The organism is Pedococcus sp. P2_A3, from assembly GCF_056405035.1.
In genome coordinates, this window is record NZ_JBFUCW010000005.1 from 117,614 (window position 1) to 141,657 (window position 24,044).

Sequence of the window (24,044 nt, forward strand, 5' to 3'; positions counted from 1 at the left end):
AGTTTACACCCATCACTGTTACTGACGTAAACATTCGTGATGCAGGGTAGCAAGGACGGGGTTCTCATGAAGGTGTGGTTCGCATGAAGACGTGGGGTCAGTTCGTCGCTCGACGGTCCTGGGCCGTCCTGCTCGGTGCCCTAGCCGTGGTGCTCGTCGCCGCGGCATACGGCATCGGGGTGTTCGGCAGCCTCTCCAACGGTGGGTTCGACGACCCGGCCACCGACTCGGCCAAGGAGCTCGCGCTCGAGCAGGCGACCTTCCCCGGTCGCGAGACCGACCTCGTGGTCGTCTACTCCAGCCCGACCCTGAAGGTGCAGGACCCCGCCTTCCAGAGGGCGGTGACCGACACCCTCAGCGCCCTCCCAGCGAGCGAGGTCGCGGGCACGGTGACGTGGTATGCGACGCCATCGCCGGGGCTGGTCAGCACCGATGGCCACGCCACGCGGGTCGTGCTCACGCTCGCGGGCACCACCCAGGACGCCAAGAGCGCCAACTGGGACGCCGTCAAGGACGACCTGTCCGCTCCCGGCCTCAGCACGAGCGTGGGCGGTCGCTGGGCGGTCTTCGGTGACGTCAACGAGCAGGTGTCCAAGGACATCGCCCGCGCCGAGTCCATCTCGCTGCCGATCGTGTTCCTGCTCAGCCTGCTCATCTTCGGCAGCCTCGTCTCGGCCCTGATGCCCACCTTGGTCGGCGGCATCGCCGTGATGGGTGCCTTCGCCGTCGTGCGCCTCATCACCGGCGTCACCGACGTGTCCATCTTCTCGATCAACGTCATCACCCTCCTCGGCATGGGGCTGGCGATCGACTACGCGCTGTTCGTGGTGAGCAGGTTCCGTGAGGAGCTGGCCCGGCAGCCTGACGACTCCAGGTCGAGCGTCCGGGAGGCCGTCGTCCGCACGATGACCACCGCCGGCCGCACGGTGCTCTTCTCGGGACTGATCGTCGCCGCCTCGCTCGCGTCCCTGCTGCTCTTCCCGCAGAACTTCCTGCGCTCCATGGGTTACGGCGGCATGGCGGCGGTCCTCGTGGCGATGGTCGCCGCCCTGACCGTGCTGCCGGCGCTGCTGGGCGTGCTCGGTCCGCGCCTCGAGTTCGGCCGTATGCCGTGGCGTCGCGGAGCGCGCGCCCGGCTGGCCGACGCGCGCACGCCCGACGAGCTGCACGGGGCCGACCACGAGGTGGTCCACGGCGCGTGGGCGCGGGTCGCGCACAGCGTCATGCGCCGGCCGGTGGCCTACCTCGTGGTCATCGTCCTCGGCCTCCTCGCCCTGGGCAGCCCCTTCCTGACGGCGAAGTGGGGAAGCGTGGACGAGCGCGTCCTGCCAGTGAGCTCGCCGAGCCGACAGGCGGCCGAGCTGCAGGCGGAGCTCTTCGGCGGAGAGACCTCCACCGCGTCGATCATGCTGCGTGGCGCGGACCAGGCGGCCACCGCCGCCTACGTCACCCGGCTGCAGGCCGTCGACGGCGTCACGCAGGTGCAGGCCGTGGCCAGCAAGGCGGTCGACGGCGCCCAGCTCACCCTCGTGCAGGCCACCTGGAAGGGGAACTCGCAGACCTCGGCCAGCCAGGACGTCGTCGTCGGCATCCGGGCTGTCCAGCCCCCGGCCGGGAGCACCGCGTTGGTGGGTGGGCCGACAGCTGACGCCGTCGACCTGATCGCCTCCATCGGCGACCGGCTGCCGTGGATGGCCCTGACCGTGGCACTGGTCATGCTCGTGCTGCTCTTCGTCGCCTTCGGGTCGATCGTGTTGCCGCTCAAGGCGATCGTGATGAACGCGGTGTCGATTGCGGCGTCGTTCGGGGTCGTCACCTGGATCTTCCAGGAGGGGCACCTGTCCGGCCTGCTCGGCTTCACCTCGCCCGGCTACCTCGACGTGACGCAGCCCATCCTGATGTTGGCGATCCTGTTCGGGCTGTCGATGGACTATGAGGTGTTCCTGCTGAGTCGCGTGCGCGAGGAGTGGGACCGCACCGGCGACAACACCCGGGCCGTCGCGGCAGGCGTGCAGCGGTCGGGTCGGATCATCACGAGCGCGGCCCTGCTGCTCGCCGTCGTGATCGGCGGGTTCGCCACCAGCGGGATCATCTTCATCAAGATGATCGGGGTCGGCATGCTCGTCGCCGTCCTGCTCGACGCGACCGTGGTGCGGGCCCTCCTCGTCCCGGCGACGATGCGCCTGCTCGGCCGCGCCAACTGGTACGCCCCCGGTCCGCTCGCCCGCTGGTGGGACCGCTACGGACACCGGGAACACTCGGCTCCGAGGCCGTCCCCCGTCCTCCCGGTCCCGGCGCCCGAGCTGGCACCGGCACCCTGACAACGCGGCGGACACCAGCAGGGACCACCTGCGATCACCACCAGCCGCGCGACCGACGTCTTCGTCGGCCGCGCGGCTGCGTGGTTGAACCCCAGATGCGGCTGCGTGGTGGAAACCCAGATGCGGCTGCGTGGTGGAGCCCCAGATCCAGCATCTGACGGAGCGGCGAGTCGGGCCGAAAGTATGAGGGAGTTGGGTGCCGTCGCCCTCGATACTGGGAACGTGCTGGGATCCGACTTCGCGCGAACCATGCGCGCCGCCCAAGCCGGCGAGGAAGCTGCCTTCGTCCGGCTGTGGCGTGATGCCAACCCGGCGGTGGTCCGCTACCTGAGGGTGGTCGGCCACGACGACCCCTACGACGAGGCCTGCGAAGGCTGGGTCACGATCGTTCGCGGGCTCCCGGGCTTCACCGGCGACGAGACCGAGTGGCGCGTCTGGGTGTTGGCCTGCGCCCGCCAGCGCGCTGAGGAGAGCACCATGCGTCGTGCCTGGGGCTCGGCAACCGGCGGCCTGGTCCTGGTCGACGGCGACGACGACATCGCCCTCGACGACGTCCTGGAGCCCGAGGCGGTGGCCGATCCCACCTTCCGCGGCATCACCGACACCCTCACCGCCCTGCGTGCACTGCCGCTCGGACAGGGAGAGGTCGTGGTGCTGAGGCTCGGCGCCCAGCTGCCGGCCAGCGCGGTGGCAAGTGTCGTCGGCGTCGAGGAGGAGTTCGTCGAGCGCGCCGAGGTGCGGGCCCTCGAACGGCTCGACACCGAGGCCGAGCTGGTGTCCTGGTCGCTGGCCGCGCCGCCGTCCCGCGCCGAGCTCGCGGACGAGAACGTCGCCATCGGTGCGTTCCGCAAGGTGGTCGCGCGCGCCGGCGGCGAGAAGGCCAAGATCATCGCCGTGAGCGGTGGCGGAGCCCGCTCGACCGGCCGGAAGGCGTCCCTCACCCTGGCGGGGAGCCCGTCAAAGACCAACGCACCGAAGGCGTCACGTCGCGACCCCTCGGGCGCCGACGACTCGTCGCCGAAGGTCGTCAGGGTGCTCACGGTCGTCAACGGCCGGACCACGTCCGGGACCCGGGGGACCAAGATCGCCGGCCGATCGCGCACCGCGGCACTGGCGCTCACCGCACTGTCGGTGTCCGTCGTGTCCCTGGGTGGTATCGGGGCAGCTGCCTATGTCGGCGTGCTGCCGGCCCCCATGCAGCAGGCCATGCACGATGCGGTCGGCGCACCGGCGCCCGGCGCCCGCGATGCAGGGTCGACCTCGCGCGCACCCACGACGCCTCCCACGGCCGCCGTCGGGCCGACCGCGAACGCCGCGGCCGCCGGTCAGTGCCGTGCGTGGGCGACCGACAAGGCCATGGGCACCTCGCGCGAGCACTCGGTCGCGTTCCGGAACCTCTCGACGGCAGCGGGCGGACCCGAGAAGGTCCAGTCCTACTGCGCCACCGTGCTGGCCGGCAAGCCCGCGAACGGTGCGCCGACTGCCTCCGTGGGCGGCACCTCACCAGCGACGCCGCCCAAGGGCAGGGGCACCGGGACCGGCGCCACGCACGGCACGGGCAAGCCGCCCACGCCGCCCGGGGCCACCCGCGGAGCCACGAGCCGCCCGGGCCAGGGCAAGTCCACGTCGAAGTCCACCGCCACGAACCCCGCGCCCACGAAGTCAGCGCCGGCCGCCCAGACCAAGACGGCCCAGGCGACCGGGACGTCGCCGTCAGCTCCCGACGCCACGCAGCCCACCCGACGTCCCCCGACCAGCCCGGGCAAGAAGTAGCGGGCAAGAAGTAGCGGGCAAGAAGTAGCGGGCAAGAAGTAGCGGGCAAGAAGTAGCGGGCAAGAAGCAGCGGGCAAGAAGCAGCGGGCAAGAAGCAGCGGGCAAGAAGCAGCGGGCAAGAAGCAGGCAGCGCCCGGCCCCGCCGCGCGGCGGCGTGAGGCCGACGGGTTTGCGTGCGCGCCGGGCGGTTTGCGTGCGCGCGCCGGGCGGTTTGCGTGCGCCGGGCGGTTTGCGTGCGCCGGGCGGTAGGCAGAAACACTGATGCGCCGCCCTGCACTGAGGGCCCACACTTGCGAGCAGGATGGCTACACGGGTCGTCCGGGGGTGCAGGGGGATACGTGGGGTAGCACCATGAGCAGCTTCGACCTGGTGCCGATGCTGAGAGCGCCCGAGGGCTGGCCGGGGGCCGTGGTCGCCACCGTGGCGATGGTGGCCCTGGCCGCCCTCGACCTCATCGGGGCCGTCGCAGCCAAGGAGTGGGCAGAACACCGGTCGCCGGTGCCGATGCTGCTCGGGCTGGTCGCGTTCGGGGTGCTGTTCTGGGTGTACGCCTCGTCGCTGCAGTACGCCGAGCTCGCCCTGGTCACCATGGGGTGGATCGTGATGCTGCAGGTCGGTCTCGTCGTGCTGGATCGGCTCCGCTACGGCGTCGAGCTGCCGCCCGGCAAGTGGGTCGCGATCGTCGTCCTGTTGGGCGCCCAGGCCTACCTGCTGCTGGCGCCGGCGACCTCCGCGACGACCTCCGCCTGAGCCGCCACACCGGTCGGGCGCACCGTCGGCGAGGTGCCCGCGCGGGCGCGCGGCCGCCCCTCGCGTAGGCTTCCCGCCGTGCTCTACCCGTTGACCGTCGCGCTGCTCGTGGCCTCGGTCGCCCTCCTGGGCGTCGCTGCCTGGTATGCCGCGCGCCGACGCCCGGTCGACGACCGCCTGCTCCTCGTGGCAGCCGTGGTCGAGCTGGGCCTCCTCGTCCAGCTCGTGGTGGCCCTCGCGCACCTGGGCAGGGTCCCCGGTGACAGCGCCGAGCACGCGACGTTCGCGGCATACGCGATCACGCTGCCCTTCGTGCCCCCGGCGGCGGTGTTCTTCGCACTCAAGGAGAAGACGCGCTGGTCCATGGGGGTGGTGGCCGTCGGGGCGTTCGCCGTCGCGGTGATGACCGCCCGGCTGCAGCAGATCTGGAACCTCGGTGGCTGAGACCCAGCCCCGGGCACCCCGGTCCACACGCTCCGGCCCTGGGGCGGTGCTGGTCGCCGTCTACGGCCTGCTGGCGCTCGCGGCCACGGGTCGCTCGGTGCTCCAGATCAGTGAGTACTTCTCGCGGGCGCCCCTCGCGTACGTGCTGTCGGCGCTCGCGGCGGTCATCTACATCGTGGCGACCGTGGCGCTGGCGCGCGGCGACCGCACCTCGCGTCGGGTCGCGCTGGTCGCGATCAGCGTCGAGCTCGTGGGGGTCCTGGTCGTGGGTCTGGCGTCCTACCTCGCGAAGGACGCCTTCCCCGACAAGACCGTGTGGTCGCACTTCGGCGAGGGGTACGGGTTCGTGCCCCTCGTGCTGCCGGTGCTCGGGCTGCTGTGGCTCCGGCGCACCGCCCGGCCGGCCGAGCTCACCGGCAGCGGGGACGACGCGGCGTCGCCGAACGCCTAGTCCTCGACGGGCTCGAGGACGAACACCGGGATGAGCCGGTCGGTCTTGACCTGGTAGTCGGCGTAGGGCGGGAAGGCCGCCACGCACCGGGGCCACCACTCGTCGCGCTCGGCACCCTCGAGCTCACGAGCGCGCACGGTCCAGGTGCGGTCGTCGTCCTGCAGGTCGAGGACCGGGTTCTTGCGGATGTTGCCGTACCACTTGGGGTGCTCGGGCGCGCCGCCCTTGCTGGCCACCGCGGCATACACGCCGTCGTGCTCGACCCTCATCAGCGGCACCTTGCGCACCTTGCCGGAGATGCCGCGCATGGTGAGCAGCACCACGGGGCGGCCCTGGATGTCGACGGCGCGGGTCGAACCGGCCTCCTCGATCTTCTCCACCTGGGTGCGGACCCACTGGGTCGGGCTTGCTGCGTACTCGCCGGTGATGGTCATGCACCCATCACAACATGCCCGACCGCTGGTCCGTCGACCGCCCCACCGGGCGCGCCCCGTACCTGTGGACAACTCGATCGCGCCCCGGCGGCACCTGCCTAGCCTCGTGCCATGACCAGCATCGAGGTGGACCCCGCCGCAGTCCTCGCCCTGGCGGGCCTGCTCTCCGAGGTCGCGGGCGACGTGCAGTGGCAGGCGACCACCACCTCAGGGCAGGCGTGGGCGCTGGGTCCGGGTGACAGCGCCCGCGCGCTGGCGGCGGTGCTCGGCGACTTCGAGCACCAGCGCCAGCTGCTCGGTCGCGAGCTCGACGACCTCGCCCGCCGACTGGCCCGCGCGGGGCGGCTCTACGCCGACGTGGACCGCGAGGTCGTCAACTGGCTCGCCCCGGGCGCGGGCGGATGACGCAGCTGCGCCCACCCCCCGCCCGCCCCGGAGGCCCATGATGACGGTGTTGCGCCCGCTGCCCGGCGACCCGGGCACGGTGCGCGCCCTCGCCGACCGGCTGCAGGCCCAGGGCGAGCGGCTGCTCACCCTCGCCGAGGTGCTGCGTGGGCTGGCCGGTCCGGACGCCACCTGGGAGAGCGCGTCGGGTCGGGCGTTCGCCGCGCGGTCCCAGGCGGCTGCCGCGCTGCTCGTCGCGGTGGGTCGGCGCCACGCGGTGTCAGCCGCCGCCCTGCGCCCCCTCGCCGCCGCCCTCGAGCACGCCCAGCGCGTGGTGGCGGGAGCGGTGGCCGAGCACGGCATCGCCTACCCGCGGGCCGTGGCCCTGGGCACCGCCCGCACCGAAGCCGAGCAGTCCGCCGACCCCGCCCAGCGAGCTGCGGCCGCCGCCTACCACTGCCGCGAGGTCCCTTAGCTGGAGCGGGCGCAGGACGCCGAGCGCCGCCACCTCGAGGCCTGGCAACAGTTCCACGAAGCCGACCGCCGGTGCGCCGCGGTGCTCCACGGGCTCGTCGAGGACGGCCTCGCCGACTCGCGCACCTACGACGCCCTCACCGGGCTCAGCCGTGCTGCGGGTGGGCTCGAGGAGGTGGCGGGCACGATCGCACTGGTCCCACTGCCCCAGACCAAGGCGGTCCAGTCGGTCGCCACGGCGGCCGGGCTCACGGCGGTGCTGGCCGACACGACCGTCAAGGTGGGCTACGGCGACGGTGACTGGACGGCGATCGGCCTGGCCGCTGCCGCGATGGGCGCCGGCCGTGCCTCCAAGGTGCTGAAGCGTGGCGCGCTCGCGACCAACCCCGCAGCACGGGCGGCGACCACCCGCACGGAGCGACGGCTGCTGCGCTACGGCGTCGGCGAGCGGCTGCGACTCGCAAGCCTCGAGGAGCTCCGTCAGGTCGGCCGCACCGAGGTCAGGCGCACTCCGCGGCCCTACCTGCCGACCCGTCCACCCGGCTCGCCGGCGGCCACCGCGCACTGGGTCAGGGAACAGCTGGCCGAACGCCTCCGCTACGCGGCGCGCGTCAAGTGGCTCGACGACCTCGCCCTGGCGACTCGTGACCCGGCTCGCTCGCGCACCATGCTGCTGACCGGGTTCGGGGCAGAGGCCGCGTCGAGCGGTCTCGACGGGGCGGGGCAGGCCCGCGACGTGCAGCTCGACCGCCAGCGCGGCGAGGCCACCCGACTGCGTGACGAGCGGGCCAAGGCGGGCGACGACCTCGGGGGTCCACGCCGTCCGCAATGAGAGATGGGTATGCCGGGCGGCCAAGGCTGCGGCGTACCCTCGGCACAGGTCATGAGTGTCAGCGACAAGCCCCGGCTCGCTGGCCGGCAACCCTCCTCCGCGGTGGGGTGCCCCGGGTGAAGACCTGGCGGACGGCGCCCAGCCGCCCGCAAGCGCGGGAGACCCACCACGTGTCCCGCACCGTCTCCGGCGGTGTCGCCGGTGTCACCTCCGCGAGGTGGCACCAGCCCCTCGATCAGCCTCCCTCGATCGGGACCCACCGGCATACGGGCCCCGATGCCGCATTGCGGCCACGAGAGTGAAGGAAACCGAGATGAGCTCCACCAACTGGTCGTTCGAGACCCGCCAGGTCCACGTCGGACAGGAGCCGGACGCCGCCACAGGCGCCCGCGCCCTGCCGATCTACCAGACCACCTCCTACGTCTTCAAGGACACCGAGCACGCGGCGAACCTGTTCGCGCTCAAGGAGTTCGGCAACATCTACACCCGCATCATGAACCCGACGCAGGACGCCGTCGAACAGCGCGTGGCCTCCCTCGAGGGCGGGGTCGGGGCACTCCTGGTCGCCTCGGGCCAGGCGGCCGAGACGCTCGCGATCCTCAACATCGCGGAGGCGGGCGACCACGTCGTCGCCAGTCCCAGCCTCTACGGTGGGACGTTCAACCTGCTCAAGCACACGCTGCCCAAGTTCGGCATCGAGGTGACCTTCGTCGAGGACCCCAACGACATCGCCTCGTGGAAGGCAGCGGTCCAGCCCAACACGAAGCTGTTCTTCGGCGAGACGATCGCCAACCCCAAGTCGGAGGTCCTCGACATCGAGGCCGTGGCGGCCGCCGCCCACGAGGCGGGGGTCCCGTTGGTCGTGGACAACACGATCGCCACCCCGTTCCTCATCCGGCCGCTGGAGTGGGGCGCCGACATCGTGCTGCACTCCGCGACGAAGTACCTCGGCGGGCACGGCACCTCGATCGCGGGCGTGATCGTCGACGGCGGCACGTTCGACTTCGGCGCCGACCCGGAGAAGTTCCCCAACTACAACACCCCGGAGGAGAGCTACCACGGCCTCGTCTTCGCGCGTGACCTCGGCGTCGGCAGCCCCCTGGGCGCCAACCTGGCCTTCATCCTCAAGGCCCGCGTGCAACTCCTGCGCGACCTCGGACCGGCCATCTCGCCGTTCAATGCGTTCCTCATCGCGCAGGGGATCGAGACCCTGAGCCTGCGCATCGAGCGCCACCTCGAGAACACCCACAAGGTGGCCGCCTACCTCCAGGCGCACGAGCAGGTGGAGCAGGTCGTCTGGGCCTCGCTGCCTGACCACGAGTCCTACGAGAAGGCGAAGAAGTACACCCCGCGCGGTGCGGGTGCCGTGCTCGCCTTCGAGATCGCTGGCGGGGTCGAGGCGGGTCGCCGGTTCGTCGAGTCGCTCGTCCTGCACAGCCACGTGGCCAACATCGGCGACGTCCGCTCGCTGGCGATCCACCCGGCGTCCACGACCCACTCCCAGGGCCCGGACGGTGACCGGCTCAAGGCCGGGGTGACCCCCGGGCTGGTGCGGCTCGCCGTGGGGATCGAGCACATCGACGACATCATCGCCGACCTCGAGCAGGGCTTCATCGCGGCCAAGGGCGCGTAACCCAGGGGCGGGGCAGACGCCCCGCTCCGTATGCTGCGGGCATGTCCTCCGCCGGTTCCGAGCAGCCCCGCGCTGCCCGGAACCGGGGGAGGCGCCCCCGGTCCGGTACGTCGTCGGCACCGCCGACCGGGGAGCCGACCAGGCCCCGCCGGTCGAGGCCGCCGAGACCGCCTCGCCCGGTCATCCCGGTCCCCGAGCTGAAGTACCCGCCCGACCTGCCCGTCGTCGCGCGCAAGGACGACATCGCGGCCGCGATCCGCGACCACCAGGTCGTCATCGTCGCGGGGGAGACCGGCTCGGGCAAGACGACGCAGCTGCCCAAGATCTGCCTCGAGGTCGGACGCGGGACCGCCGGGCTGATCGGGCACACCCAGCCACGGCGCATCGCCGCGCGGTCGGTCGCCGAGCGGATCGCCGAGGAGCTCGAGGTCGAGCTCGGCGGGGCGATCGGCTACCAGGTGCGCTTCACCGACCAGAGCAGCGACAACACCTTGGTCAAGGTGATGACCGACGGCATCCTGCTCAACGAGCTCCAGCGCGACCGGCTGCTGCGCAAGTACGACACGATCATCATCGACGAGGCCCACGAGCGGTCGCTCAACATCGACTTCATCCTCGGCTACCTCAAGCAGCTGCTTCCCCGGCGTCCCGACCTCAAGGTCGTCATCACCTCGGCGACCATCGACCCCGAGCGGTTCGCCCAGCACTTCGCCGACGTGCGCACGGGGGAGCCGGCCCCGATCATCGAGGTCTCCGGCCGCACCTATCCCGTCGAGGTGCGCTACCGCCCCCTCGTCGACCCGGAGCGACCGGACGCGCGGGGTGCCCGGGCGGCCAGCGCTGGGGAGGAGCGAGACCAGGTCACCGCGGTCTGCGAGGCGGTCGAGGAGCTGTGGACCGAGCGCGCCGCCGACGGCACCGGGCACGACATCCTCGTGTTCCTCTCGGGGGAGCGCGAGATCCGTGACACCGCCGACGCGCTCGAGTCGATGAAGCTGCCCCAGACCGAGGTGCTCCCGCTCTACGCCCGGCTCTCCGCCGCGGAGCAGCACAAGGTCTTCGGCCGGGCGACCGGACGCCGGATCGTGTTGGCCACCAACGTCGCCGAGACGTCGCTGACCGTTCCAGGCATCCGGTATGTCGTGGACGCCGGCACCGCGCGCATCTCGCGCTACTCCCAGCGCACCAAGGTGCAGCGCCTGCCGATCGAGGCGATCTCGCAGGCCAGTGCCAACCAGCGCGCCGGGCGGTGTGGCCGGCTGGCCGACGGCGTCTGCATCAGGCTCTACTCCGAGGACGACTACCTCTCCCGCCCGGAGTTCACCGAGCCGGAGATCCAGCGCACCAGCCTGGCGTCGGTCATCCTCCAGATGACCTCCTTGGGTCTGGGAGACGTGAGTCGGTTCCCCTTCGTCGACGCGCCGGACGCACGACAGGTCGCCGACGGTGTCCGACTGCTCGAGGAGCTCGGTGCCTTCGACCTGCAGGAGCCGACCACGCATGACCCGACGGCGTCGGAGCCGGCCTCCGACGACACCCGGCCACGCGCGCGCGGGGGGCGCCGTCAGGGACGTCGCCTCACGGCATACGGGCGGGCGCTGGCTCGACTGCCGGTGGACCCACGCCTGGGCCGCATGCTGATCGAGGCCGGCAAGCTCGGCTGCGCCCGTGAGGTGCTCATCATCGTGGCCGCGCTGTCGATGCAGGACCCCCGGGAGCGCCCCGCCGACAAGCAGACGCAGGCTGATCAGTCGCACGCACGGTTCCGCGACGAACACTCCGACTTCGTCTCGCTGCTCAACCTCTGGGCCTACCTCAAGGAGCAGCAGAAGGCGTTGTCGCACAGCGCATTCCGCAGGATGTGCCGCACGGAGTTCCTCCACTACCTCCGGGTGCGTGAATGGCAGGACCTGCACAGCCAGCTCCGCAAGGCCTGTCAGGACGTCGACATCGACCCCCGCTCGTCCACCTCCGCGCCCGGGGAGCCACCGAACGCCGACCTGGTCCACCAGGCCCTGCTGGCGGGACTGCTGTCCCACATCGGACTGCGCGACGAGGCGAAGCGCGACTACCTCGGCGCACGCGGCGCGCGGTTCGGCATCTCGCCCGGGTCGACGCTGTTCCGCCGGCAGCCGACCTGGGTGATGTCGGCCGAGCTCGTCGAGACCACAAGGCTGTGGGCCCGCAGCAACGCGCGCATCGACCCGATCTGGGCCGAGCGCCTGGCTGCGCACCTGGTCAAACGCACCTGGTCCGAGCCGCGATGGTCCCGCAAGCAGGGTGCCGTCGTGGCCACCGAACGGGTCACGCTCTACGGCGTGCCGCTCGTGGCCGCACGCACCGTGCAGTACTCCCGGATCAACCCCGAGGAGTCGCGTGACCTGTTCATCCGGCACGCGCTCGTCGAGGGGGACTGGGACACCCACCATGAGTTCTTCAAGGCGAACCAGGCTCTGCTGCACCGTCTCTCGGAGCTGGAGGAGCGGGCCCGCCGCCGCGACATCGTCGTCGACGACGAGGACCTCATCGCCTTCTACGACGCCAGGGTCCCGCGCGAGGTGGTCTCCCAGCGCCACTTCGACCGCTGGTGGAAGGACGCCCGGAGGCAGACGCCCCAGCTGCTCACCTTCACCGAGGAGCTCCTCACGCGCGACAGCGCCGAGGGCGTCTCGGCCCGCGACTACCCGAGGAGCTGGACGCAGGGCGGGATCGAGCTGCCGGTCACCTACCAGTTCGAGCCGGGCGCGGCGGCGGACGGCGTGACGGTCCACATCCCCGTGCAGGTCCTCAACCAGGTCACCGATGACGGGTTCGACTGGCAGGTCCCCGGCCTGCGGGAGGAGCTGGCGACGGCGCTCCTGCGGTCGCTGCCCAAGGCGACCCGGGTGCACTTCGTGCCGGCCCCCGACCATGCGGCCGCCGCGCTGGCGCAGGCGCAGCCCGGGGGTGGGCGACGGTTGGCCGACGAGCTCGCCCGCGTGCTGCACGCCCGCACCGGGATCGCCGTACCGCCCGAACAGTTCGCGCCCGACCGCGTCCCGGACCACCTGCGCATCACGTTCTCCGTCGAGGACGGCAGCGGTCGCGTGCTGGGCAGCGGCAAGGAGTTGGGGCTGCTCCAGGACGAGCTGGCCGGGCAGGTGCAGCAGAGGATGTCCAGGGCCGGAGCTGCTGTGGAGCGAAAGGGCTTGCGGCAGTGGGACTTCGGTGACCTGCCGCGCACGTTCGAGTCGACCTCGGGTGGCCGCACGGTGCAGGGCTTCCCGGCTCTCGTCGACCGTGGCGACAGCGTCGACCTCGTCGTGCTGACCGGTGAGCGGGAGGCCGCGGCCGCGACCGCGTTGGGGGTCCGCAGACTGCTCCTGCTCAACACGACGGCACCGTGGAAGCGCGTCCTCTCCTCCTTGGGCAACGCCCAGAAGCTCGCGTTGGGCAACAACCCCCACGGGTCGGTGCCCACCCTGCTGGAGGACGCCCTCGCCTGCGCCGTCGACGCGATCGTCCTCGAGCGAGCAGTGGGTCAGGACGGTGACGCGGGCGGCGTCCGCGATGCGACCGCGTTCGAGACCGTGTTGGCCGCGGTGCGCACCCACGTCGCGACGCGCGTGCTGATGGTCGTCGCCGAGGTCGAGCCCGTGCTGTCCGCGGCCAACGACGTGAGGGTGCGGCTCGAGGCCCTGAGGACACCCGCCACGTCAGCGCTCGTCGCCGACGTGCGGGCGCAGCTCGACAGCCTCGTCTACGCGGGCTTCGTCGCCGACACCGGGCTGGCCCACCTGCCCCACCTCCGGCGCTACCTCCGCGCCATGCTCCAACGACTCGAGAAGGCGCCGTCCTCGCCGGCGGCGCTCGCTCGCGACGCGGCCAACCAGGAGGTCGTCGACCGTGTGGAGATCGCGTATGCCGACCTGCTCGACTCCCTGGCCCCCGTCGAGCGGCGCTCGACGCCGGTCCGCAACGTGGGATGGATGGTCGAGGAGCTCAGGGTGAGCCTGTTCGCGAACGGGCTCGGCACGGCATACCCGGTGTCGGAGAAGCGGATCCGCGCGGCGATCAGCGCCCTCGGCTGAGGCGCCACGCGGCGACACGACGACTGAGGGCCCCGACCACAGGTGGTCGGGGCCCTCAGCGGTGCTGACAGGTCAGGCGAGGTGCACGTTCTCGTGGCCCTCGGACGACAGCGACTCGTGCTTGACGTTGAGGAAGCCGAACGTGATGAGCGAGCCGACGAGGATCATGACACCGGCCACGAGGTAGGCGTGGCTGGAGCCGAAGGTCTGCGCCTGCAGCGCGATCTGGTGCTGCGCGGCCTGGAGCTGCTCGGGCGAGAGCGCACCAGACGCGGCCTTGGACTGCAGCGCGGCGCCGAGCTCGGCACCGCGGTCCTTGGCGCCGTTGGCGAACACCGTGCTCAGCGTGGCCAGGCCCAGGGCGCCCCCCACCTGCTGCATGGTGTTGAGCACTGCGGAGGCGACCCCGGAGTCCTCCGACGCCACGCCGGCGGTGGCCGTGAGGGTCATCGGCACGAAGGTCAGGCCCATGCCGACCGCCAGGACGGTGATCCAGGGGAGCAGGCCGGTGGCGTAGGAGCTGTCCACGTCGAGCTGGGCGAACCCGAACATGCCCGTGGCGGCCAGCAGGGTGCCGACGCCCGAGATCCAGCGCGGGTCGACCCGGGTCATCAGCGTGGAGGCGATCTGGGCGGCGACCACGATGCCGAACGAGAACGGCAGGAACGCGAAGCCGGACTTCAGCGGCGAGTAGCCCAGCACCTGCTGGATGTAGAGGCCGAGGAAGTAGAACATCGCGAACATCGCGGCCCCGACGATCAGCATCACGCCGAAGGACGTCCCGCGGGTGCGGTCGGCAAGGATGCGGATCGGCATGAGGGCGTGGGTGGAACGCATCTCGACGAGGACGAACGCGACGAGCATCGCGACACCCGCGATGAGGGTGGTGAGGGTGGTGGCCGAGGTCCAGGAGTCGCTGGCCGCGTTGGTGAGGCCGTAGACGAGGGACACCAGGCCGCCGGTGCCGAGGATGGCGCCGGGAACGTCGATCCGGCCCTTGCCACGCGCGGACTCGGGGAGGAAGCGCGGGGCCAGGAAGGCGACGACGAGGCCGATCGGCACGTTGATGAACATCGTCCAGCGCCAGTCGATCTCGGTGAGCGCGCCACCGAGGATGAGGCCCACGGCCGCACCGGCACCCGACATCGCGGCATACACGCCCATGGCGCGGTTGCGCGCCGGGCCGGCCGGGAAGGTCGTGGTGATCAGGGCGAGCGCGGTGGGGGAGGCCAGCGCGGCACCGATGCCCTGGAGGGCCCGGGCGCCGAGCAGCATCCCCTCGCTCTGGGCGAGGCCACCGAGGAGGGAGGCGCCCGCGAAGACGAGGACACCCGTCATGAAGACCTTGCGGCGACCGAACAGGTCACCGAGGCGACCGCCGAGGAGCAGCAGGCCACCGAAGGCGAGGGTGTAGGCCGTGACCACCCAGGAGAGGTTTTCCTGGGTGAAGCCGAGGTCGGTCATGATGTGCGGCATCGCGATGTTCACGATGGTGCCGTCGAGCACGACCATGAGCTGGGCGGCCGTGATGACGGTGAGGGCGATGCCCAGGTGCCGGCCCTTGCCGCTGGCCGCGGCCTCCGGTTCCGGCGTCGAGACAGGCTCGACCACGACAGTTGAAGACATGGGTGTTCCTTGGGGTGTGGGTGGTGCGTGGCTGGTGTGGGTGGTGCGTGGTGGTCAGTCGCGCTGCAACGTCGCGGCGCAGGCGGGGAGGACGACGTTGTCCACCAAGGCGATGAGGCGCTCCTGGGACGGGTGGGTGCCCGTCAGCATCGCCTCGTGGATGGTGATCGCCGGCAGCAGTCGTGCCAGCAGTTCCAGATCGGCGCCCTTGCCGATCTCCCCGCGCAGCTGAGCGGCGCGGAAGGTCTGGAGGGTGACGGCCATCTTGGGGGCCATCAGGCGCGTCATGATCGCGTCGCGCAGCTCTGCGTCGCGGTGCAGCGAGCCGAGCAGTGCGGCGAAGACCTGCAGCGGCAGGTCCTCCCCGATGCCGCCCTTGGCGCACGCCTGGGCGATGAGGTCGCCCCGCAGGGAGCCGGTGTCGGGGTAGCGGTCCGCCTCGACGCCGATCATCAGCTGCAGCGCGTCGATCACGAGGTCGACCTTGCCCGGCCACCGTCGGTAGAGCGTCGCCTTCGACGCCTTGGCGGCGCTGGCCACGGCGTCGAAGTTGAGCCGGTCGTAGCCGACATCCGCCAAGGTGACGAGTGCGGCCTCGAGGATCTCCCGCTCGCGGTCACCCTCGACGCGGGGACGGGTGCGCGCCGGTTCGGGCGACTCCTTCGTCTCCGGGGCGGTGGTGGTGCTGGTGGGGGTCACGTGGGCTTCCTCGGGTCGGCGATCAGATGGATGGAACGAAACTGTTTCGTTTCATCGAACCGTATGCCTCGTCGGGTCATTCCGCCAACTCGTAGAATGTGACCGGCATCACATTTGGCGCGGGGCGAAACTCCCGATGGTGGTGGAGGTGGGGGACGGAATCCCCTGCCATGCTGAAGCGTTGGCACTGTGGACCGGGTCGCACCAACGGGCCCGTTCGAACACCGAGATCTCCCAGGAGATCCACGAAGAGACCTGGCCGAGGCCGGGACCGACCGCTGGAGTAGCCGTGCTGAACCCTTCCGAGCTCTACCACTTCGAGACCGACACCGACCCGCAGGAGCTGCGGGCGTCGGTCATGCTCGTCGCGCTCGGCGGCTTCATGGATGCCGGCCACACGCAGCGGCTGCTGACCGACCACCTGTTGGCCACCGGTGAGTCCACCGTCGTCGCGTCCTTCGACACCGACCAGATGGTCGACTACCGCGGTCGCCGCCCGGCCATGGTGTTCGACTCCAACCGCTGGCTCAGCTACGACGACCCGTGCCTCGCGCTGCACCGGCTGGTCGACCGCGACGGCACCCCCTACCTGCTGCTGACCGGCCCCGAGCCGGACTTCCAGTGGGAGCGCATGACGGAGGCAGTCCGTCAGCTGGTCGTGTTGCTCGGGGTCAACCTCGTTGTCAGCGCCCACGGCATCCCCATGGCCGTCCCGCACACCCGGCCGATCGGGCTGACCTCCCACGCCACTGACCCGCGGCTGATTCCGTTGCAGGACAACCCGTTCGGTCGCGTCGAGGTGCCGGCCAGCCTGTCCTCGCTGCTCGAGCTCCGGCTCGGGGAGTCGGGCCATGACGCCCTGGGCTTCGCGGTCCACGTGCCGCACTACCTCGCCCAGGCCGAGTTCGCCGATGGTGCCGTCACCGCCCTCAATGCCATCACGGCCGCCACCGGCCTCAACCTGCCGATCGACGACCTGGTGGCCCAGGCGGGACTCAACCGTGCCGAGATCGCCCGCGAGATCGAGGGTTCTGACGAGGTGTCACAGGTGATCGCGGCGCTGGAGCGCCAGTACGACACCTTCAGCGAAGGCCGCCAGAAGCCGAGCCTGCTCGCCACCGACGTGAGCGAGCTGCCGTCGGCCGACGAGATCGGGGCCGAGTTCGAGCAGTTCCTGCGCGACGTGGCCGACGACGACGCCGCGGGCGAGGGCAACCCCAGCTGACCCGCATCGGCCACGCGCCGAGACCTGACGAAGCCTGACCCGCACCCGAGGTGCGAGTCAGGCTTCGTCGTGCTGAGACCCTGTCGTACTGAGACCCTGACGTGCTTCGCTGGAGGCAGGGTGTGTGTGGGTGTCAGACCCTGGCGTGCTTCGCTCGAGGCAGGGTGTGGTGTCAGTCAGACCCTGGCGTGCTTCGCTCGAGAGAAGCTGTAGAGGCCGAAGGCGGCGAAGCCCACCGCCATCACCATGAGCAGGACGGTCCCGAACGGCTGGTCGCGCAACGACTTCAGAGCGCCGTCCAGACCGGTCGCCTCCGCCGCCTGCTTGTGGACCCCGGCGGCCGCGAAGAGGATGCCGACGATGACCAGGGCGATGCCCTTGGCGATGTAGCCGATGCGGCCCGCCCGGGTGGCCCAGGTGCCCGGGTGGTCCTTGAGGTCCTGGAGGAACTTCTTCTTCGCGCCCTTGTACACGTGGTAGATGCCGACGCCGATCACCGCGAGCCCGACGATGACGACGAGCACTCGCCCGCCCGGCTTCTCGAGGAGCTTGGCGGTGAAGTCGACGCTCTGGCTGCGGCTGTTGCTGGCCTTTCCGCGGGCGAAGCCGAACGCCGACCACGCCAGCGCGAGGTAGACGACGGCCTTGCCGACGGCCTTGGCTCGCCCGCCCCAGGCTTCCTTGTCGTCGCCCGGGTGCCCCACGATGGCGTCGGCGACCTGCCACAGAGCCAGGCCGAGGAACCCGATGACGCCGACCCAGAGGGCGGCCTTGCCCGGGCCGTTGCCGGCGAGGGACGCCAGTGCCCCGCTCTGGTCGGCGTTCTTTCCGCCTCCGCCGAAGGCGACCTGCAGGGTGATCCACCCGATGAGCAGGTGCAACAGCCCGCTGACGGCGTAGCCCACGCGGGCGGCGGCCTCGAGGGCCGGATGGTCGGCCGCCTTGGAGGCGGCCTGCTTGACGTCCTGGTGATCCATGCCCCCACCTAACCATGCGTCGCCGCAGGTCAGGGGATTGTTCTGGCTACTCCTTGGCCTCGGACCAGCGGTGGATCACCGACGCGTCCGCCACGAACCGGACCTGCGTCGACCCGGTCCAGCGCCGGGCACTGTCGGTGAGCGCGAGCTCGAGGCGCGAGCGGGTCTCCTCGGCGTTCTCCTGCGGCACGTGGACCAGCAGCTCGTCGTGGAGGCAGAGCACGATCTGGGCACCGAGGTCCCGGGTGGTCGCCCGCACCGTCGCAGCCCAGGCCTTGAAGAGCTCGGCTGCCGAGCCCTGGATGACGGCGTTCCGGGCGAACCGTCCCCGCGCGGCGTCGTAGGCCCCCACCGCCTCCGCCGGGACGTCGGCGAGCACCGAGTCGAGCCGGATGAGCCGCCCGCCGTAGGTGCGCAGCGGCTCGCGCCGCAACCCCGCGGCATACGCGGCGTCGAGGTAGCCCATCGCAACGGGGTAGGTGCGTTCGAGGTCCTTGAGGGCCTCACCGGCAGCGCCGCTGCGCTGGCCGTACATGGCGGCGAGCACGGCGATCTTGGCCACCGGGCGGTCGACGCCGAGGGCGGCGGCGACCGGTGCATAGAGGTCGTCGGCGCGGGTGGCCGCCGCGAACGCCTCGTCGCCGGAGACCGCAGCCAGCACCCGCGGCTCGATCTGCCCGAGGTCGGCCCGCACGAAGACATGACCCGGGTGGGCGGCGACGGCCGGTCGGAGCGCGGTCGGGAGGTTGTGCAAGCCGTTCTGGGCGGTCATCCGACCGGCGGCCCCGTCGCACGCGGTCCATCCGCCCCGGAGGCGGTCATCCGCGCCGACGTGGGCATCGAGCCACGGGTAGCCGTAGGTGGTGGCGATGCGTTCGGCCTTGCGCCACTCCAGCAGCGCGTCGACGACGGGGTGGGTGTCGCGGAACGGCGCGAGCACCCACTTGCGCGTGTTGGGGACCACCACCCCCACCGAGGCGAGGAGCTCCTTGACCTGCACGGGGTTGCGCAGGTCGGTGGTCTCGCGGCCGGGTGTGTGGACGAGGACGGCGCGGTCGCGTTCGGCCCGGATGCGGCGTGCGTCGGCCTCGTCGTCAGGTCGCGGGCCAGCGGCCTCGGCGATCATCCGCTCGGCCGTCGCGCGGTCGACGGGCAGGCCGTCGCGGGCGAGCTCCAGGCACAGGAACGCCGCTGCGGACTCCGAGTGGGCGGCAGCGACGGCTCGGGGACCGACCCCGCCGAGGGCCGCCTCCTGGGCGCGGGCACAGTCGAGCACCGCGCGCCCCCAGGCCACGAGCACCTCGTCGTCGGGCTGCCAGCTCGCCGAGCCCGCGTCGGGGTCGAGGTAGCCGTCGGGTCGCACGACCCGTCCGGCCGAGTTCGCGTCCAGCGAGCCGTCGGCGGTGTCACCGGCGCTGAAGTCGAAGAGGTCGCCGCGCGTCCCCTGGGGGAGCCGCGTCGGATCGAGCCGGTATGCCGCGGCCCACGCGCGCTGCGGAGTCGCCTCCCAGCCGCCCACGAGGAGGCGGTGCGCCTCGGCCACGTCCCAGCACCGCGCGAGGGACAGGCGCGCCGACGCCAGGGGCGCGGCGTCGGCGGCCGCCGACCACCAGACCCACCGGGTCAGCCCCTCGGCCTCCAGCTCGGCGGCCCGGCGCACGACCTCGTCGACCGGTCCGACCGCCAGGAGCGTCTCCGGGACCTCGTCCCGAACACCGGCGGCAGCGGCGACCGGAACGCTGACCGCGGGGCTGCCGGGACGGTCGTCGGCCCCTTCGCCGACGAGCGCGGCCCGACCACTCGGTGAGGTGACGAACGCGACGAGGGGAGCCATGGCGGGCTCATCCTCGCACCCAGCGCCGACGGCCACCGACGACGACCGGGCCCAACCCCGCTCCATACCCACTCCTTACCCAAGATCCGGCACAGTGCTGGGAACCGGGCCGCCCTACCGGGTGCCCGGTGAGTCCATCCCAACCAGGAGGAAACCCATGCCCCACCGTTCCCCGCACGGACGTGGCCTCGCCCTCGTGGCGGCCGGCGGCGTCTTCGCCGCGTCGCTGCTCGCCGCAGGCAGTGCCACGGCGTCGAGCACCGACGGCGCGGCCGCGAGCTCCGCGGCCACCACAGCGACCGGCGCCGCGCAGGACGCGTCGACGCCGGTGCCGGTCGTGACGCCCGACGGCTACCTCATGAGCTACGTCGTCAATGCCAAGGTGGCCAACCCCGGTCAGACGCGTCTCGTCGAGCGCGCCGTGGTTGCCGCGGGTGGTGTGGTCGTCCAGTCGTGGCCGCAGATCGGCGTCGTGGTCGCCCATTCCGACCGCGCGGCGTTCCGGGCCGACGTGGTGCGGCTCGGTGGCAACGCGGTCAGCTCGGTGGGCGCGTCGCGCACCGCGGCCGTGAGCGAGGGCACGCCGACCGACCTGTCGCCGTCGTGGGGCAAGGGCGCCTCGAGCTACCAGCAGGGCCATGCCAAGCCCGCCAACGGTGACCTGTCCGGGGCGCTGACCAGCGAGGCGGCGCCCACCCCCGACCCTCGCGAGGCCGAGCAGTGGGACATGGTGCAGATCAAGGCCGACCAGGCCCACAAGATCACCGACGGTGACCGCTCGGTGGTCGTCGGCGTCCTCGACAGCGGCATCGACCCCGACCACCCGGACCTGGCCGCCAACATCGACGTCGCCGACTCGGTGAGCTGTGTCGGTGCGGGGCGTCCTGACCAGAGCGCCGGCGCGTGGTACCCGACGACGTCCGACCACGGCACCCACGTGGCGGGCACGATCGGCGCCGCCCGCAACGGCACCGGCATCGTCGGGGTCGCCCCGAACGTGCGGATGGCAGCGGTCAAGGTCGTCAACGACGACGGGTTCATCTACCCCGAGTACGCGATCTGCGGCTTCGTCTGGGCCGGGATGCACAAGATGGACGTGACCAACAACAGCTACTACATCGACCCGATGGAGTACTGGTGTGGCGACCAGCCCGACCAGTCTGCGGTCCGCACCGCCGTCGAGCGCGCCGTGGCGTGGTCCACGGAGCAGGGCGTCGTGCACGCGGCCGCAGCGGGCAACTCCGCGAAGGACCTCGCCAACAAGACGACCGACAGCGCGAGCCCGAACGACACCAAGCCGATCACCCGGAAGATCAACAACGACTGCCTCGACATCCCCACCGAGCTCCCCGGGGTGGTCACCGTCTCGGCGACCACCCGCACCGGGCAGCTGGCGTCGTTCAGCAACCGAGGTCTGGGCGTCATCGACGTCGCGGCCCCGGGCCGCACGATCCTGTCGACGATCGTCACCAACAACGGCTACGGCACCAAGAGCGGCACCTCGATGGCGTCGCCGCACGTCGCCGGAGTGCTTGCCCTGATGAAGTCGGTGCACCCGGACTGGACCCCGGCGCAGATGGTCGCCAAGCTGCGGGCGCAGGCCGACGACCGGGCCTGCTCCGCTCCCGAGGGTGGCACCAGCATCCCCTGCACCGGTCCGGCCGCGGACAACAGCTACTACGGCGACGGCATCGTCGACGCCCTCGACGCGGTCAGCTAGTCACGACGCTCCACGAGACCCGATGCTCCACGAGCTACGACGCTCCACGAGTTACGGCGCTCCACCTGAGAAAGGGCGGCTGCACCCCGGAAGTTCCGGGGTGGAGCCGCCCTTGATCGGGTCACCCGACAAAGCTGGGAGTGGCTAGGAGCGGGTCTTCAGGGCCACCTGGCGCTTGATCCGGCTCAGCATCCCGACCATGCCCCGCAGCCGCAGCGGTGAGACCGCCTCGCCCAGCGAGAACCGGTAGGGCGCGTCCTCGGGCACCGCGAGCACCTCGTCCACGGTGAGGCCGTCGAGGCCCTCGTGGAGGATCCCGGCGAACCCCCTCGTGGTCGGCGCCTCCTGGGGAGCCGAGAAGAACAGGTGCACGGGCCGGCTCCCCGGCGCGTCCGCAGGATCGTCCCCGACCTCGACCGCGAGGAAGATCGGCGACTGGCACTCGTGGACCTGCTCCATCTCACCCAGCCGGCCGGCATACCGCTCGGGGAGCTCGGGCAGCCCCTCACTGAACTCGAGGAGCAGCTCCAACCGTTGCGGCGCAAGGAGATCGGCGAAGTCGTCGGCAATCGCCTGCATCGCCGCGGGCAGCTCCGCGCGGGTCGTGTCCTGGGTCACCGACGGCTCACTTCTCCACGGGTACGCGGACCGCGTTGCCCCACTCGGTCCACGACCCGTCGTAGTTGCGCACGGCATCGAAGCCGAGCAGGTGGGTCAGCACGAACCACGTGTGCGACGACCGCTCACCGATGCGGCAGTAGGCGATCGTGGGGTCGCTTGGTGACAGTCCCTGCTCGTCGAGGTAGATGGCCTCGAGGTCCGCGCGCGACTTGAACGTGCCGTCCTCGTTGGCCGCGCGGGCCCACGGCACCGACTTGGCACCCGGGATGTGGCCGCCCCGCATCGCCCCCTCCTGTGGGTAGTCAGGCATGTGCAGCAGCTCGCCGGAGTACTCGCCGGGGGAGCGGACGTCGACGAGCGGACCGCCGAGGTGGGCCAGCACGTCGTCCTTGAACGCACGGATGGGTGCGTCGTCCCGCTTCACGACCGGGTATGCCGCGTCGCCGGTGAGGGGTGCGACCTGCGGCACGTCCTTGGTGAGCTCTCGGCCCTCCGCGACCCACTTGGTGCGGCCGCCGTCGAGCAGCCGCACGTCCTCGTGGCCGAACAGGCTCATCACCCAGAGGGCGTAGGCGGCCCACCAGTTGTTCTTGTCGCCGTAGATCACGACGGTCGTGTCGCGCCCCACCCCCCGCGCGGACATCACCGCGGCGAACTGCTCGGCGTCGACGTAGTCACGCACCACCGGGTCGTTGAGGTCCTGGTGCCAGTCGAGCTTGAGGGCGCCCGGGATGTGCCCGGTGTCGTAGAGGAGGACGTCCTCGTCGGACTCCAGCACCACGACGCCGTCGGGACCGCCGATGCGCCCTGCGGCGACCTGCTCGGCGAGCCACTCGGTGCTGACGAGCCGGTCGGGGTGCGCGTAGGAAGAGAAGGGGGACTGGTCAGTGGACTCAGGCATGTCCCAAGGCTAAACCTGCTGGTCATCGGGCCTCGTGGCAGGATGGCGAGGACAGCTGTCAGGGCAGGTCACGACACCGTTGTGGCACCGGCAGGTCGCAGGACGACACCAGGGAGAGTTGCGTGGGGTTCCTCGGGATGGGCAAGGAGGAGACGGAGGTCCGACCGACCTCCGCGCTCGAGCAGGCCAGGGCCGGGCGGGAGGACTCCGGGGTGTTTGCCGGCGCCGTCACCGGTTTGATCGAGAACCTCCTCGATGTGGGCATCGACGGCAAGGGGCCGTTCGACTCTGCCCAGAAGGTCGCCGACGTCAAGCGCGCCGAGAAGCCCGAGGCCGAGGAGGCCGTCGACGCCGTCGTGCGGGGTCACCTCAAGCTCGCCGCGGCGGGCGGCTTCGTCACCGGCCTGGGTGGCTTCATCACCCTGCCCGTGGCCCTGCCGGCCAACGTCGTGGAGTTCTACATCGTGGCGACCCGCATGGTGGCCTCGATCGCCTCCTTGCGTGGCTACGACATCAAGCAGCCGGAGATCCGCTCGGCCGTGCTGCTGACGCTGGTCGGGGCCGACGCCGATGACCTGCTCAGGAAGGCCGGGGTGGCCTCGACCGGACGCCTGGCCAACCTCGCCGCCCAACGGCTGCCCGGCCCCGCGATGATGGTGGTCAACAAGGCGGTCGGGTTCCGGCTGCTGTCGACGGCCGGCAAGAAGACGCTGACGAAGCTCGGCAAGGGCGTGCCGGTCATCGGAGGTGTCCTGGGGGCAGGTCTCGACGGGTTCCTGCTCAAGAAGATCGCCGACCACGCCCGACACGAGTTCCCCCGCAGGGCGACCGGGATCTGACCGTGATCTCGGTGCGGCGAGGGAATGACGACGGCG

20 protein-coding genes and 1 riboswitch are annotated in these 24,044 nt (G+C 71.4%); of the genes, 13 read left to right on the plus strand and 7 right to left on the minus strand.

The window, feature by feature from the left end; genetic code table 11:
• The first annotated feature begins 83 nt into the window (after positions 1-83).
• The 5 genes from AC1DX8_RS05915 to AC1DX8_RS05935 all read left to right on the plus strand — a co-directional run bounded on the left by AC1DX8_RS05915 (position 84) and on the right by AC1DX8_RS05935 (position 5,739).
• On the plus strand, positions 84-2,321 hold the full coding sequence (locus tag AC1DX8_RS05915; RefSeq protein ID WP_477628987.1) for an MMPL family transporter: 2,238 nt from the start codon (positions 84-86) through the stop codon (positions 2,319-2,321).
• A gap of 222 nt (positions 2,322-2,543) precedes the next feature.
• Positions 2,544-4,094: an RNA polymerase sigma factor gene (locus tag AC1DX8_RS05920; protein ID WP_477628988.1), complete on the plus strand. Its 1,551-nt coding sequence runs from the start codon at positions 2,544-2,546 to the stop codon at positions 4,092-4,094.
• Between the two features lie 351 nt (positions 4,095-4,445).
• Positions 4,446-4,844, plus strand: coding sequence for a hypothetical protein (locus AC1DX8_RS05925; protein ID WP_477628989.1), 399 nt, complete (start codon positions 4,446-4,448; stop codon positions 4,842-4,844).
• Positions 4,845-4,922: 78 nt separating this feature from the next.
• On the plus strand, positions 4,923-5,288 hold the full coding sequence (locus AC1DX8_RS05930) for a hypothetical protein (RefSeq protein WP_477628990.1): 366 nt from the start codon (positions 4,923-4,925) through the stop codon (positions 5,286-5,288).
• Positions 5,281-5,739, plus strand: coding sequence for a hypothetical protein (locus tag AC1DX8_RS05935; RefSeq protein WP_477628991.1), 459 nt, complete (start codon positions 5,281-5,283; stop codon positions 5,737-5,739). Before AC1DX8_RS05930 ends, AC1DX8_RS05935 begins: the two co-directional genes overlap by 8 nt.
• On the opposite strand, the gene AC1DX8_RS05940 is transcribed toward AC1DX8_RS05935, so the two are convergent.
• On the minus strand, positions 5,736-6,173 hold the full coding sequence (locus AC1DX8_RS05940) for a nitroreductase family deazaflavin-dependent oxidoreductase (protein ID WP_477628992.1): 438 nt from the start codon (positions 6,171-6,173) through the stop codon (positions 5,736-5,738). The two genes, AC1DX8_RS05935 and AC1DX8_RS05940, sit on opposite strands and share 4 nt — an antisense overlap.
• Before the next feature lie 111 nt (positions 6,174-6,284).
• On the opposite strand from AC1DX8_RS05940, the gene AC1DX8_RS05945 reads away from it, so the two are divergent.
• The 5 genes from AC1DX8_RS05945 (at position 6,285) to hrpA (ending at position 13,566) form a co-directional block, all read left to right on the plus strand.
• Entirely contained in the window at positions 6,285-6,578 is a 294-nt protein-coding gene (locus AC1DX8_RS05945) for a hypothetical protein (protein WP_477628993.1), read from the plus strand.
• A gap of 40 nt (positions 6,579-6,618) precedes the next feature.
• Positions 6,619-7,032 carry a hypothetical protein gene (locus tag AC1DX8_RS05950; RefSeq protein WP_477628994.1) on the plus strand — a complete coding sequence of 138 codons (414 nt, stop codon included), beginning with the start codon at positions 6,619-6,621 and terminating at the stop codon, positions 7,030-7,032.
• Between the two features lie 81 nt (positions 7,033-7,113).
• On the plus strand, positions 7,114-7,863 hold the full coding sequence (locus AC1DX8_RS05955) for a hypothetical protein (protein WP_477628995.1): 750 nt from the start codon (positions 7,114-7,116) through the stop codon (positions 7,861-7,863).
• A gap of 47 nt (positions 7,864-7,910) precedes the next feature.
• Positions 7,911-8,024: riboswitch (SAM riboswitch) on the plus strand.
• Positions 8,025-8,176: 152 nt separating this feature from the next.
• Positions 8,177-9,496, plus strand: coding sequence for a bifunctional o-acetylhomoserine/o-acetylserine sulfhydrylase (locus tag AC1DX8_RS05960; protein ID WP_477628996.1), 1,320 nt, complete (start codon positions 8,177-8,179; stop codon positions 9,494-9,496).
• A gap of 41 nt (positions 9,497-9,537) precedes the next feature.
• Positions 9,538-13,566, plus strand: coding sequence for an ATP-dependent RNA helicase HrpA (hrpA, locus tag AC1DX8_RS05965; protein WP_477628997.1), 4,029 nt, complete (start codon positions 9,538-9,540; stop codon positions 13,564-13,566).
• Positions 13,567-13,638: 72 nt separating this feature from the next.
• Here the strand turns inward: hrpA and AC1DX8_RS05970 are convergent, their stop codons facing one another.
• The gene (locus AC1DX8_RS05970; RefSeq protein WP_477628998.1) at positions 13,639-15,192 is read right to left on the minus strand and encodes an MFS transporter; all 1,554 of its coding nucleotides are present in this window, start codon (positions 15,190-15,192) and stop codon (positions 13,639-13,641) included.
• A gap of 54 nt (positions 15,193-15,246) precedes the next feature.
• Positions 15,247-15,891 (minus strand): TetR-like C-terminal domain-containing protein, encoded by a 645-nt coding sequence (locus AC1DX8_RS05975; RefSeq protein WP_477628999.1) that lies wholly within the window; start codon positions 15,889-15,891, stop codon positions 15,247-15,249.
• Between the two features lie 289 nt (positions 15,892-16,180).
• Between AC1DX8_RS05975 and AC1DX8_RS05980 the strand changes: the two genes are divergently transcribed.
• On the plus strand, positions 16,181-17,116 hold the full coding sequence (locus AC1DX8_RS05980) for a PAC2 family protein (RefSeq protein WP_477629000.1): 936 nt from the start codon (positions 16,181-16,183) through the stop codon (positions 17,114-17,116).
• Positions 17,117-17,292: 176 nt separating this feature from the next.
• Here the strand turns inward: AC1DX8_RS05980 and AC1DX8_RS05985 are convergent, their stop codons facing one another.
• Positions 17,293-18,093, minus strand: coding sequence for a DUF1206 domain-containing protein (locus AC1DX8_RS05985; RefSeq protein WP_477629001.1), 801 nt, complete (start codon positions 18,091-18,093; stop codon positions 17,293-17,295).
• A gap of 46 nt (positions 18,094-18,139) precedes the next feature.
• Positions 18,140-19,927, minus strand: coding sequence for a DNA polymerase (locus AC1DX8_RS05990; RefSeq protein ID WP_477629002.1), 1,788 nt, complete (start codon positions 19,925-19,927; stop codon positions 18,140-18,142).
• A 157-nt stretch (positions 19,928-20,084) separates the two neighbouring features.
• Between AC1DX8_RS05990 and AC1DX8_RS05995 the strand changes: the two genes are divergently transcribed.
• Complete coding sequence (locus AC1DX8_RS05995; protein WP_477629003.1) at positions 20,085-21,647, plus strand: S8 family peptidase; 1,563 nt, start codon at positions 20,085-20,087, stop codon at positions 21,645-21,647.
• A 144-nt stretch (positions 21,648-21,791) separates the two neighbouring features.
• On the opposite strand, the gene AC1DX8_RS06000 is transcribed toward AC1DX8_RS05995, so the two are convergent.
• Positions 21,792-22,226 carry a SufE family protein gene (locus AC1DX8_RS06000; RefSeq protein ID WP_477629058.1) on the minus strand — a complete coding sequence of 145 codons (435 nt, stop codon included), beginning with the start codon at positions 22,224-22,226 and terminating at the stop codon, positions 21,792-21,794.
• A 46-nt stretch (positions 22,227-22,272) separates the two neighbouring features.
• On the minus strand, positions 22,273-23,169 hold the full coding sequence (locus AC1DX8_RS06005; RefSeq protein WP_477629004.1) for a sulfurtransferase: 897 nt from the start codon (positions 23,167-23,169) through the stop codon (positions 22,273-22,275).
• A 122-nt stretch (positions 23,170-23,291) separates the two neighbouring features.
• On the opposite strand from AC1DX8_RS06005, the gene AC1DX8_RS06010 reads away from it, so the two are divergent.
• Positions 23,292-24,008 (plus strand): EcsC family protein, encoded by a 717-nt coding sequence (locus tag AC1DX8_RS06010; RefSeq protein WP_477629005.1) that lies wholly within the window; start codon positions 23,292-23,294, stop codon positions 24,006-24,008.
• Positions 24,009-24,044 lie beyond the last annotated feature (36 nt).